The organism is Bacillus sp. FSL W7-1034 (assembly GCF_038593365.1).
GTDB lineage: Bacteria > Bacillota > Bacilli > Bacillales > Bacillaceae > Bacillus > Bacillus altitudinis.
This window is the reverse complement of the sequence record NZ_CP151989.1, coordinates 3,589,054-3,601,473: the sequence shown is the minus strand read 5'-3', so window position 1 is coordinate 3,601,473 and position 12,420 is coordinate 3,589,054. Positions and strand designations below refer to the sequence as shown.

Annotated in this window: 10 protein-coding genes; 8 read left to right on the top strand and 2 right to left on the bottom strand. The window is 43.0% G+C overall.

Annotated elements, in window-relative coordinates; genetic code table 11:
• Positions 1-11: 11 nt before the first annotated feature.
• A complete protein-coding gene (locus NST73_RS18570) occupies positions 12-1,019 on the bottom strand; it encodes a LuxR C-terminal-related transcriptional regulator (protein ID WP_096882075.1) in 1,008 nt (335 codons plus the stop codon).
• Between the two features lie 125 nt (positions 1,020-1,144).
• On the opposite strand from NST73_RS18570, the gene NST73_RS18565 reads away from it, so the two are divergent.
• The 3 genes from NST73_RS18565 to NST73_RS18555 all read left to right on the top strand — a co-directional run bounded on the left by NST73_RS18565 (position 1,145) and on the right by NST73_RS18555 (position 4,437).
• Positions 1,145-1,852, top strand: a complete 708-nt coding sequence (locus tag NST73_RS18565; protein WP_342499275.1) for a class I SAM-dependent methyltransferase — start codon at positions 1,145-1,147, stop codon at positions 1,850-1,852.
• Positions 1,849-2,946, top strand: coding sequence for a saccharopine dehydrogenase NADP-binding domain-containing protein (locus tag NST73_RS18560; RefSeq protein ID WP_342499274.1), 1,098 nt, complete (start codon positions 1,849-1,851; stop codon positions 2,944-2,946). Before NST73_RS18565 ends, NST73_RS18560 begins: the two co-directional genes overlap by 4 nt.
• Before the next feature lie 219 nt (positions 2,947-3,165).
• Positions 3,166-4,437, top strand: a complete 1,272-nt coding sequence (locus tag NST73_RS18555) for an MFS transporter (protein WP_047947042.1) — start codon at positions 3,166-3,168, stop codon at positions 4,435-4,437.
• A 96-nt stretch (positions 4,438-4,533) separates the two neighbouring features.
• Here the strand turns inward: NST73_RS18555 and NST73_RS18550 are convergent, their stop codons facing one another.
• Positions 4,534-6,357 (bottom strand): acyltransferase family protein, encoded by a 1,824-nt coding sequence (locus NST73_RS18550; RefSeq protein ID WP_135009513.1) that lies wholly within the window; start codon positions 6,355-6,357, stop codon positions 4,534-4,536.
• Between the two features lie 239 nt (positions 6,358-6,596).
• Between NST73_RS18550 and NST73_RS18545 the strand changes: the two genes are divergently transcribed.
• The 5 genes from NST73_RS18545 (at position 6,597) to NST73_RS18525 (ending at position 11,908) form a co-directional block, all read left to right on the top strand.
• Positions 6,597-7,472 (top strand): aldose 1-epimerase family protein, encoded by an 876-nt coding sequence (locus NST73_RS18545; RefSeq protein ID WP_039164984.1) that lies wholly within the window; start codon positions 6,597-6,599, stop codon positions 7,470-7,472.
• 60 nt (positions 7,473-7,532) lie between these two features.
• The gene (locus NST73_RS18540) at positions 7,533-8,477 is read left to right on the top strand and encodes a sugar-binding transcriptional regulator (RefSeq protein ID WP_007498020.1); all 945 of its coding nucleotides are present in this window, start codon (positions 7,533-7,535) and stop codon (positions 8,475-8,477) included.
• A gap of 84 nt (positions 8,478-8,561) precedes the next feature.
• Positions 8,562-9,233 (top strand): deoxyribose-phosphate aldolase, encoded by a 672-nt coding sequence (gene deoC / locus NST73_RS18535; RefSeq protein ID WP_096882069.1) that lies wholly within the window; start codon positions 8,562-8,564, stop codon positions 9,231-9,233.
• A gap of 167 nt (positions 9,234-9,400) precedes the next feature.
• Positions 9,401-10,582: a NupC/NupG family nucleoside CNT transporter gene (locus tag NST73_RS18530; protein WP_017358632.1), complete on the top strand. Its 1,182-nt coding sequence runs from the start codon at positions 9,401-9,403 to the stop codon at positions 10,580-10,582.
• 24 nt (positions 10,583-10,606) lie between these two features.
• A complete protein-coding gene (locus NST73_RS18525; RefSeq protein WP_041091254.1) occupies positions 10,607-11,908 on the top strand; it encodes a pyrimidine-nucleoside phosphorylase in 1,302 nt (433 codons plus the stop codon).
• Positions 11,909-12,420 lie beyond the last annotated feature (512 nt).

Genomic DNA, 12,420 nt, shown 5'->3' with positions numbered 1-12,420 from the left:
TAGCCGCTTTTTTATATGTGTGAGAAAAAGTAAACAAGCATACGTCTGCTGTTCAAATTTGTTTTTTCGAGCATCGCCTTTACATGATCATGCACCGTATGAGGCGAGATAAATAACGTACTGGCAATTTCTTTTGTGGATTGTCCTTTTATTAAACAGTCAAGGACGTTCATTTCTCTTTCTGTCAGCCGATATGTTTTCGCTATATAAGGAAGGATTTCACTTGTTTGAGCTCGCTTAATATGAATCATGACAGCCTCTTCCTCCCCGGCTGCCTGTGCTAAACGAAATGCTTGAAGAGAGAGAAAACGCCCTGTCGGCATTCTGGTGATGCTGACCGCTGTTTGGTCACCGCCGCCGTATAAAAGCTTAGCACCTAATGCTCTAAACGGACGGGGCATGATGGCACCGTCATGAATTTGCTCAAAGGTCTGGAAGGTGTGAAGCCAATGAAGTCCAGTTTCATTTCCATAAAGAAGATGGTAATCGTGTGAAAGAATGAGGAAGCCTTGGTGTTCCGCCGTTTCATCTTCTTCCGTTTCTCTTCTTTTAAAAAGTTCATCTCTCAGCTTGGCTGCGAGTGCTGGTGTTTGGCGACTAACCGCTTGTATATCTTGTTCATGAAAAGGTTCCTTCTCCTTTTTCCGATAAAGGCTGGCGATTCCCCAGCATTCACCTTGAATCACAAGGGCTGCCCGCAATTCATCTGCCCATCCGTTAGGTAACAAAATGTGCTGGTATCGACCACTATTGATGTATTCTCCACTTTGGACGAGACTGGCAGCGTGGACAGGACCTTTCGCTAGATCCTCATGCTGGTGAACATCTTTTTTTAAATATTCATTTTGAAACAGCTCGTTATGTATGGCTTCAATCGGTTCATCTGTAAAAGAACCCGTCGAGAGGAGAGTAGCTGGATCAATGGTTGTGATACAGGCAGCATCAAAATCACAGATAGCAGCAAGTTCATCTCGAATGCTTTTTCTCAGCTGCTGAAAATGAGCGGCTGGATTGTTCATTTGATCTCCTCCTCAATATCCCCACTTTTAGGGATCGTTTTTTCTCATCTATCTTCTTACAATGAAGATAACATACCGTTAGTGTAAAGGAAACGAAGCAAAGCGGAAACTGGAGGAGAAGACATATGAGTGTAAATCAACATTGGCATGATCCTGTTGCTGAATCCTATGCAGCGACAATTGCACATAAAGTACCGGGCTATCATCTTTTGCATGAGCTGACAGTGGATAGAGTAGAAATCGAATTAATGGGAGCGGCTTCTCGCATGTTAACAGTCGGAGCAGGTGGGGGCGAAGAGATCATCAACATGCTTCAAAGAAATAAAGACTGGCATATCACAGGGGTTGATCCATCTCCAACCATGCTTGATATGGCCAAGCGCAGAGTGGAAAAGCTTCATATGCAAGATCGCGTCACATGGTATGAGATGTCCTTAGACAAAGTGCCGGTTGAAAAGTCGTACGATGCAGCAGTAAGTTTGCTTGTCATTCATTTTGTAAAAGATCAGCTGACCTTTTTACAGGAGATCGCCCGCCGGCTTCAACCAGGTGCTCCTCTCGTGTTGGCGTTTATTCAAGGAGACCCGGAAACGCCGACATTTCAGCAGGAGCTTCATATGCTTTCTCTATTCATGAAGCGTCAAGGCTTGGGAAAGGAAGTGTTTACGTCCTTCCGAGAAAGGCTGGGTGTCACCACATATCCCGTGTCTGAAGAAAAGATGACAGCACAATTAACCGAAGCGGGATTTCAAGACATCAGACCTTATTTTCAAGCGGGCATGATCAAAGGGATTGTTTGTAAAAGAGGCGATAGAAAGGCGGTTGGAAAATGAGGTCAAAAGTGATGGTGATAGGCGGTTATGGACATGTGGGGCAGCAAATATGTCTTCAATTAAGTGACGTATATCCTGGGCAAGTCTTTGCGGCTGGCCGAAGTTATGAGAAGGCTGAACAATTTGCACGCCAAACGAATGGGCGTGTACGTCCATTTCAGATAGACGTAAGACAACAAGTGGATACGGACTGGATGGATGAAACGAAACTCGTGATCATGTGTCTGGATCAAGATGACACGTCATTTGCTGAAACATGCTTACGGTCAGGTATTGATTATCTCGATATTTCGGCAAAAGGAGCCTATATTGAGAAGCTAGCAAAGGTCCATCAACAGCAATTGAACGCAACGGCTGTGCTGAGCGTAGGTCTTGCACCTGGTCTCACCAATTTGCTTGCAGCGAAGGCGGCATCTATTCTGACCTCTGTGGAGCAAATTGATATTAGTATCATGCTTGGGCTAGGTGACCAGCATGGAAAAGCAGCTATTGAATGGACGCTTGATCATGTGCATACGGATTATGAGCTGACGAAGAATCATCAGCGAAAGAAAGTCAAAAGTTTTACTGGAGGGAAACGCATTGATTTTGGCAAAACGCTTGGAAAGCGGCAAGCCTATCAGTTCCCTTTCTCTGACCAGCAAACATTGCCTTCGACGCTCCATGTGCCGTCTGTGACAACAAGGCTCTGTTTTGATTCTGGTGTAGCGACACGTGCATTTGCTCTCACAAGGAAACTCGGAATGACGTCCCTTCTCACGATGCCGAAAATCAAGGAACGTGCCATTTCACTGATTCAATCTGCTCAAATGGGTACAGATCAATATGCAGTGAAAGTGGAAGCGGTAGGAATGAAGGGTAACGAAATTCATCGAGCAGCGCTTGGAATAAAAGGTCGCGATGAGTCTCAAGCAACGGCTCAAGTCGCCAGTGCTGTGGCACTGCATGTATTGAGCAAGCAGTTTCAGGCAGGTGTTTTTCATATCGAAGAATTATTTTCATTAGCGTATGAGAATGGTGATTTTGCGTTGGTGGATCAAAAAACGAAGGAAAAGCACCCATTAGCATTGAGAGCCAGCCTTTTAACGGCATAAAAGAAAACGACAAAAGATACGCATCAGTTCAAAAGAACAGGTCAGTCATGTGGGCGCTTTATTCATGATCCATTTCAAAACAAGGTGTCTATGATCCGAAAACAACCGCTTGCTCTCCATGAAATGGCCGAGAGGTGGAAGAGATTTAAATCAAGGATTGTAGTCGGAACTGATATAATGGTTACATTGGGCAAATAAATCTCAAGTGGGTGTTTACAAGTGTTAGATACAGAAAAAGATGTAGTGAAGAATTATATAGATTCACCCCAAAAATTGAAAAATTTATATAAACGAGTATTGTTTGTTGTCAGTCTATCGCAAATATTTGGAGGGGCTGGAATAGCTGCAGGAATTACGGTAGGTGCCATTTTAGCACAACAAATGCTTGGAACTGAAGCCTATGCAGGAGTCCCAATCGCTTTATTTACTTTGGGGTCAGCTGGGTCAGCTTTCATTGTAGGAAAGCTTTCACAACGTTATGGACGACGCATCGGTTTATCGACAGGTTTTGTTGTTGGAGGGCTCGGAGCAATTGGCGTTGTGCTGGCAGCTATGATGAATAGTGTCATTTTATTATTTGCATCGCTCTTCATTTACGGAGCAGGAACATCCACGAACTTACAAGCGCGTTATGCTGGGACGGACTTAGCGAATTCTAAACAGCGTGCAACTGCAATTAGTACAACAATGGTCATGACAACATTTGGAGCAGTAGCAGGTCCGAATTTAGTTGAAGTGATGGGTAAATTTGCAGTGTCCATTGGTGTTCCAGCACTTGCCGGTCCTTTTATTTTATCAGCAGTAGCATTTATTGTAGCTGGTCTTGTCCTTTTTATTCTGCTGCGTCCTGATCCATTAGACATTGCCCGAAGAATAGCAACTTACAAAGCAGAACATGGGCATGGAAATAAACCAGATGCTGCTGATAAAAAAACAGATAAAAAAGGGCTTACAGTAGGGGCCACAGTGATGATCTTAACTCAAATTGTCATGGTGGCACTCATGACCATGACACCGGTGCATATGCAGCATCATGGTCATGGATTAGCCGAAGTGGGCATTGTGATTGGTTTTCATATAGGAGCCATGTATCTTCCTTCACCTATCACGGGTGTACTTGTAGATAAACTAGGACGAACAGCTATGAGCATAGCGTCGGGCATCACATTGTTACTTGCTGGTTTATTAGCAGCATTCGCACCAAGTGATTCAATGATTCTATTAATCATTGCTTTGTCTTTACTTGGATTGGGATGGAACTTTGGTTTAATTAGTGGTACTGCTCAAATAGTGGATTCTACAGAACCATCAAACCGGGCAAAAACCCAAGGAACACTCGATGTTTTTGTTGCGTTAGCAGGTGCTTCTGGCGGTGCCCTTTCAGGAATGGTCATGGCGAATACGAGTTATGCTACATTATCTTTAAGCGGAGGAATTTTATCGTTAATTCTCATCCCTGTCATCGTTTGGTCTTTTAAAAGTAAAACATAATGCAGCTCCGTGCTCATCCATCACAAAAAAAGACATGCCTCCAATCATAGGAAAGCATGTCTTTTTTGAATCTCTCTTCACAGGATGCTAGTCTTCTTATGATGCCGAGGACACATCTCCTTTTTTCTTGATACTGGCTTTAATGAGCTCAGTCAATGTGTCAGAGCCTTTTGTGGAAAGATGAACACCATCTGGCTGAAAATAGGATGGCTGTCCGGTAGCGGCTGAATGCCAATCGACTAAGCTCACATTGTGGTGTTGATTGGCCACACGCTCAATGACTGCATTCACATCATTTTCCCAAGATCTTGGAACGCGAGTGTTCACAAGAAAAATATGTGCCTTCGAGAAATGTTGAATGAATGAGGTCAAAGTCCCCTCTGTAAAATAACCATTTGTGCCAAGCTCAATAATAACAGCGGCATCAGCCTTGTTAAAAGAAGCATATTGAGGGGCGATGCGGATGGCTTCGTTCATTTGCCTTCCGACCCTTGCGTCAATGGTGATGGGTTCATAGGCCTTTTCTAAATTTGAAGCAATGTCTAACATGACGGAATCACCAATGGCAAGAACTTGGTGAAATTGTTTAGGATCCGCTGCTTTTTTCTTATGTTTGTCTTTCTTTTTCTTCACTTTTGATTCTGTCTGACCGCCTGCCTTTTGGGGCGCTGTCTTAATTTGTGTGACTTCTTGCGCATGCGGGGATGTATGAGACGAGCTAGACATGCCAATGGTAAATAAAATCAAAAGGACTGCCGCAATCCCAAGAAACACTTTATTGGACATAGACCATTGCTTGATTCCTGTTTTCCAAATCGACCAAGAGGCAAAATAGTGTCTAAACCCGAGTTTACGAATCGGCTGTTCGATCAAACGATAGGAAGCCTCTGATATGAGTAGAATTGCGATGAGCTGCAATGTGACACGTCCCATGGAAGGCTGTCCAATCTCAATGACTGGTGTGGTCAGCACGATAATTGGATAATGCCATAAGTAGATGCCATAAGACCGCTTTCCAAGCCAAACGAGTGGTTGAAAAGACAGCCATTTCCCAATAAGACTGGCAGGATGGCAGACACACGCAATTAAGATCGCTGCATTCAAACAGAATAAAAGCATACCGCCTTGGTAGAGAAAGCCGTCAAATTCGTCGACTGCATAAACACATAAGAGGAAAATGACCATCGAACCGAATCCGGCTATTTGTAACATACGTCTGCCGATAGGAAGTAATTTTCTGCTGGAAAGTCTGTGCATGGGCCAGACAAATGCAAGACTGCACCCGATGAGGAGTGCAAACGCACGTGTGTCTGTTCCATAATAGATCCTGCTCGGGTCAGTATCCGGTGAATAGAGAATGGCCATCCATAAAGCAGATACAAGTGCCAGACCAAAGGTGATCATAGGAAGATGGGATCTATTTTTCACCCATTTCAGTCCAGCAATCAACAGTACCGGCCAAATGAGATAAAATTGCTCTTCAATCGCCAAAGACCATAAATTTTTTAGTGGAGATACAGCATTGAAGCTGTCAAAGTAAGAGAGCTGATGAAAAATGTACCACCAGTTACTCACATAAAAAAAGGACGATAAGGCATCGCCACGAATGGACATTAATGCATTTGAACCAGCAATGGCGCACCAGCTGACGATTAAAAAAATCATGACGTAGGCAGCTGGAAGCAGCCTTCTGATGCGGCCCATCCAAAAAGGCAGAAGCTCTTGATAGCCCAAATCCTGCTTATGCAGCAAGATGGTTGTAATCAAGTAACCAGAAATCACAAAAAACAAATCAACGCCAAGAAACCCGCCGCTCGCAGGTCCAATATGTAAGTGATAAGCAATGACCGCCAATACGGCAACAGCTCTCAGCCCATCTAATCCTAATATGTAACGTAAACGGTTTTCCTTGCTGTTCATGAAAAAGAATCCCCCATCAATGTCAAACGCGTCTTTTTTGTTGTCACTCCAAAAGAACAACGATTCTTTTATTTTATATAAGATTAGACGAATCAGCATTACATTTTGTTGGCGAATTTCTGTCTTTTTTAAAATTTTTTTATATGAAGAAACATTCTAAGGCTTGAGGGATTCTTATTTTTATACTCAAACCGAAAATCCCTGTCATAATAAAAGAAGAAGGAAAGGGGATGTGTTGAATGAAAACGATTGAAAATGATCTGTTATTGGTTCAAATCAATGAGAGAGGTGCCGAGGTGAGAGAGGTGCTTCATAAAGAAAGTGGACGTCAATATATGTGGTCTGGTGACCCTGCTTATTGGGGCAGGGTGTCGCCCGTCTTATTTCCGATTGTAGGACGGTTGAAGGATGATCAATACAAGATAGACGATCAAACGTATCAACTCTCGCAGCATGGATTTTTGCGTGATGTTGATTTTGAACTATTTGAAGAAGCAAAAGATCAGGTGATTTTTCAATATCAATCAAATGGCCGTCACACGTCACAATATCCGTATGAATTTACAGCGCGCATCAGTTATGCACTGTCGGAAAATGGACTAACGATTTCCTGGGAAATTGTTCATGAAGGAGATGGCACGATGTATTTCTCGATTGGCGGGCATCCGGCATTTCATGTCCCGCTTGTTGAAGGCGAGCAGACATCTGATTATTCACTCACATTGGTACCTTCCACCGAACATGATCCAGTTCAATATGAACTTCATAATTCACTTGTGAGAGAGAAGGAGAAAGGTGTTGAGTTTGAGCCGATTCAACTTCGCCCAGAACTTTTTCAGAACGATGCAATGATCTTTAGTCATATTGATCAAGTATCATTGACTTCTCAAGCAGGTCACGGCGTTGAGGTCGATCTCAGTGGTTTTCCGTTTGTTGGTATTTGGTCTCCATATGATCAAGAAAAGGGAACAATGGCTCCTTTTGTTTGTATTGAGCCTTGGTATGGGATCGCTGATATGGAAGGGACAAACGGGCAGTATAAGGAGAAATTCGGCATTCAAACCTTAGAGAAGCAAGAGACCTTTCACGCAGCTTACACCATTTTCTTTAAATGAACATTTGTGCATGGTGAAGTGAACAATTTGTTATGATAGAGGAAAAAAGGAGGCGTACGAATGGATCGGGAGAAACAGCAATTAAGTATTGAAGCAGCAAGGCTCTATTACTTATCTGATTACAGTCAGCAAGAAATCGCCAAGCAGCTTGACCTGTCGAGGCCAACGGTGTCTCGTCTGCTTCAGTATGCGAAGGAAAAAGGGTACGTCCAAATTACAGTGATGGACCCATTTGAGGATTTAAATGAGCTGTCCTTATTGCTGAAAGAAAAATATGATCTGCTCGAGGCTCATGTGGTATTTTCGCCAAAGGACGATTATCCAACGATTACGGATTACTTGAGCCGGTTTGGTGCAGATTATCTTCAAAATACGGTGAAAGACGGCGATATCGTTGGAGTGAGCTGGGGCACCACGATGTATCAAATTGCTCAAAAGATGCAACCTAAACAGGTAAAAGGGGTAGAAGTGGTTCAGCTGAAAGGCGGAATCAGCCATTCGCATGTGAATACATATTCTGCGGAAACGATCCAGCTGTTTGCATCAGCTTTTCAAACGGCACCACGCTATTTGCCACTGCCTGTTGTGTTCGATAGTGCCGCCGTTAAAGAGATGGTCGAACAGGACAGACATATTCAGCGCATTATTGAAATGGGCAAACAGGCAAATATCGCTGTGTTTACTGTTGGGACGGTAAGAGATGAGGCGCTTTTGTTTAGGCTTGGTTATTTCCGTGAAGAAGAAAAGGCGCTGCTCAAGACATCCAGTGTTGGAGATATCTGTTCGCGTTTTTATGATCAAGAAGGACGCATTTGCAGTGAAGCGATTAACAATCGCACAATCGGTGTGGAGCTGGATGATTTGAGAACAAAAGAGCGTTCCATTCTTGTTGCTGGTGGACATCGAAAGGTTGCCTCTATCCATGGGGCGCTGAGAGGAAAATATGCGAACGTATTGATGATCGATCAGCACACAGCAAGAGCTCTTTTAAATGTCACAAAATAGATGAACAAAATTTCATAACTATATTTACAATTGTTCAATAGTCATTTAAGATGAAAGTATCATATTTAAAAGGAAGTGTGAATCATGACAATAGCAAAGCTCATTGATCATACAGCACTAAAACCAGATACATCTAAAGCTGCGATCATGCAGTTACTAGATGAAGCAAAGACATATCAATTTGCTTCCGTTTGTGTGAACCCAACTTGGGTATCTCTTGCGGCGAAAGAACTAGAAGGAACAGGCGTTGATGTATGTACAGTCATCGGTTTCCCGTTAGGTGCAAACACAACAGCAGTGAAAGCATTTGAAACAAAGGATGCCATTGAAAACGGTGCAACTGAAGTGGACATGGTCATCAATATTGCGGCATTGAAAGATGGCGAATATGATGCAGTTGAACAAGATATTCGTGCCGTTGTAGACGCAGCAAAAGGCAAAGCCTTAGTGAAAGTCATCATTGAAACTTGTTTACTCACAGATGAAGAGAAAGTACGAGCTTGTGAACTTTCTGTAAAAGCTGGCGCTGATTTCGTCAAAACATCGACTGGATTTAGTACAGGCGGTGCAACAGCTGAGGACATCGCATTAATGCGTAAAACAGTTGGACCTGACATCGGTGTCAAAGCATCAGGCGGCGTAAGAACAAAAGAAGACGTAGAAGCGATGACAGCTGCAGGCGCAACCCGTATTGGTGCCAGTGCAGGCGTTTCCATTATTAAAGGGGATCAATCAGCTCCTTCTAAAGACTATTAATTCATACGATCCTATGGTAGGATAACAATCATGACTCATTAGATGATGAAAAAGTCATATGCGGAAGGATCTCATTTCTGGGATTTTCTTCCGCAATTTGTTTGCGAAATAGGGTTTGTTCCATACAAGCACATTAATGTAAACGAATTCATTCAAGGAGGAAAAACATGAAATACGTCATTGGTATTATCGGTTTGCTGGTGATTCTCGCCATTGCATGGCTGGCAAGTAACGGGAAAAAGCGAGTGAAATTCCGTCCAGTCATTGTCATGATTGTACTGCAATTTATTTTAGGTTATATTCTGCTCAATACAGGTGTTGGGAACTTCCTAGTCGGGGGCTTTGCAAAAGGATTCCAAATGCTTCTAGGCTATGCTGGTGAAGGGATCAACTTCGTATTTGGCGGTTTAATGAATGATAATGCGTCAACTTTCTTTATCAATGTCTTGCTGCCGATCGTCTTCATTTCTGCCTTGATTGGTATCCTGCAGCATTGGCGTATCCTTCCGCTGATCGTACGCGGAATTGGGTATTTGCTTAGTAAAGTCAATGGAATGGGGAAACTAGAATCTTACAACGCCGTAGCGTCAGCGATTTTGGGTCAATCCGAAGTGTTCATTTCCATTAAGAAGCAGCTTGGATTATTACCTCAACAGCGTCTTTATACATTGTGTGCATCTGCGATGTCGACTGTATCAATGTCCATTGTCGGTGCGTATATGCAAATGATTAAACCGGAGTACGTTGTTACAGCACTTGTGCTGAACCTATTTGGTGGATTTATTATTGCGTCTATCATCAATCCATATGAAGTGTCTAAAGACGAAGACATGCTTGAAGTCGTAGAAGAAGAAAGACAATCTTTCTTCGAAATGCTCGGCGAATACATTATGGATGGTTTCAAAGTAGCCATTGTTGTGGCTGCGATGTTGATTGGATTCGTTGCATTAATTGCGATGATTAATGGCATTTTCACAGCTGCCATCGGTGTTTCTTTCCAAGATGTACTTGGATATGTGTTTGCACCATTTGCTTTCCTTGTTGGTGTACCTTGGAGTGAAGCGGTACAAGCAGGAAGTATTATGGCGACCAAAATGGTATCTAACGAATTTGTAGCGATGCTTGCTCTATCTGGCGACGGTCTTCATTTCACTGCTCGTACAGAAGCGATCATTTCTGTATTCCTTGTGTCATTTGCGAACTTCTCGTCTATCGGTATCATTGCTGGAGCAGTGAAAGGCTTAAATGAAAAACAAGGAAACGTTGTCGCACGCTTTGGATTAAAGCTGTTATTCGGTGCAACACTCGTCAGCTTCTTAACAGCAGGCGTTGTCGGTTTGATTTACTAAACTAAAAAAGGAATGGTGAAAACAATGAGAATGGTAGATATCATTGCGAAAAAACGTGACGGAAAAGAATTATCTTCAGAGGAAATTTCTTTCTTTGTCAAAGGTTATACGGACGGAACAATTCCTGACTACCAAGCAAGTGCCTTGGCGATGGCGATTTTCTTCCAAGATATGACGGATCAAGAACGTGCAGATTTAACACTCGCTATGGCAAACTCAGGGGACACAATTGACCTGTCTGCTATCGAAGGTATTAAAGTAGACAAGCATTCAACAGGTGGTGTAGGCGATACAACAACGCTTGTACTCGCTCCTCTTGTTGCAGCACTTGATGTACCTGTTGCAAAAATGTCTGGGCGTGGTCTTGGACATACGGGTGGAACAGTCGACAAGTTAGAGGCAGTCAAAGGCTTCCACGTTGAAATTACAAAAGACGAGTTCATCGAGCTGGTGAACCGTCATAAAGTAGCGGTCATTGGACAATCAGGCAACCTGACACCTGCTGATAAAAAACTGTATGCCCTTCGTGATGTAACAGGAACTGTTAACTCAATCCCGCTCATTGCAAGCTCGATTATGAGTAAGAAAATCGCTGCTGGCGCAGATGCAATCGTATTAGATGTGAAAACAGGTGCAGGTGCTTTCATGAAAACACCTGAAGACTCTGAGAAGCTTGCAAAAGCAATGGTTCGTATCGGAAATAATGTTGGCAGACAAACGATGGCTGTCATCTCAGACATGTCTCAGCCGCTAGGATTAGCGATTGGAAATTCCCTTGAAGTGAAAGAGGCGATTGACACGCTTAAAGGCGAAGGCCCTGAAGACTTAAACGAGCTTGTGCTCACATTAGGAAGTCAAATGGTCGTTCTTGCGAAAAAAGCAGAGACACTTGATGAAGCAAGAGAAAAGCTAATTGAAGTCATGAAAAACGGCAAAGCACTTGAGAAATTCAAGGAATTTTTAGAAAACCAAGGTGGAGACGGCTCGATTGTAGATCAACCGGAAAAACTGCCACAAGCACCTTATCAAATCGAAGTGCCGGCAAAAGAATCAGGTGTGATCGCTGAAATCGTCGCAGACGAAATCGGTGTTGCAGCGATGATTCTTGGAGCAGGACGTGCAACAAAAGAAGACGATATCGACCTATCTGTTGGCATCATGCTCAACAAAAAAGTAGGCGATCGTGTAGAAAAAGGTGAATCTCTCGTGACGCTGCATGCAAATCGTGAGGATGTAGCGAATGTCATGGAGAAAATTTATGACAACATCCGCATCGCTGACCATGCTGATGCTCCGACTTTGATTCATACAGTGATTACAGAATAAAGAGAAGAAGACAAAAGTGATGAATCGCTTTTGTCTTTTTTTATGTAAATTTTAGGTAGCGCTTCTTCTAGATATGATAAGTTAGATGAATGGGAGGGGATAAACCATGAGAATGCTCAAACTCATTCTCTTTATTTTTGTAGTCTTGATGATCATTGGATTTATCAGCTACTATGTGGGACCAACATCGACACCAAGTTCTTAAGACGAGCAAAAGCTCGTCCCAGCGTGAAGACAAACCCTCGCATTCGGTGTCAGTCCTGCGCGCTGGTGCTCACGAATGTCAAATTCGCTCCGCTCCATTGCTCGTCCATCCTAGACTGCAAAGGTTTTCTTTCACGCTGAAAAGAAGACAAAGGGCTAAAATAAACTACATTTTAGCCCTTTGTCTACGGTCTGAGAGGAGCAAAAGCTCGTCTTTTTTGATTGAAATAAAAAATTTCACTTTATGAAACAAACCTCTTGCAATCATGAAACAATGGGTGTATATTAGTTGACGAGTCAATGATTGA

Coding starts and splice junctions, on each gene's coding strand:
- NST73_RS18570 (WP_096882075.1), bottom strand. CDS start 1,019: ATGAACAATCCAGCCGCTCATTTTCAGCAGCTGAGAAAAAGCATTCGA.
- NST73_RS18565 (WP_342499275.1), top strand. CDS start 1,145: ATGAGTGTAAATCAACATTGGCATGATCCTGTTGCTGAATCCTATGCA.
- NST73_RS18560 (WP_342499274.1), top strand. CDS start 1,849: ATGAGGTCAAAAGTGATGGTGATAGGCGGTTATGGACATGTGGGGCAG.
- NST73_RS18550 (WP_135009513.1), bottom strand. CDS start 6,357: ATGAACAGCAAGGAAAACCGTTTACGTTACATATTAGGATTAGATGGG.
- NST73_RS18545 (WP_039164984.1), top strand. CDS start 6,597: ATGAAAACGATTGAAAATGATCTGTTATTGGTTCAAATCAATGAGAGA.
- NST73_RS18540 (WP_007498020.1), top strand. CDS start 7,533: ATGGATCGGGAGAAACAGCAATTAAGTATTGAAGCAGCAAGGCTCTAT.
- deoC (WP_096882069.1), top strand. CDS start 8,562: ATGACAATAGCAAAGCTCATTGATCATACAGCACTAAAACCAGATACA.
- NST73_RS18530 (WP_017358632.1), top strand. CDS start 9,401: ATGAAATACGTCATTGGTATTATCGGTTTGCTGGTGATTCTCGCCATT.
- NST73_RS18525 (WP_041091254.1), top strand. CDS start 10,607: ATGAGAATGGTAGATATCATTGCGAAAAAACGTGACGGAAAAGAATTA.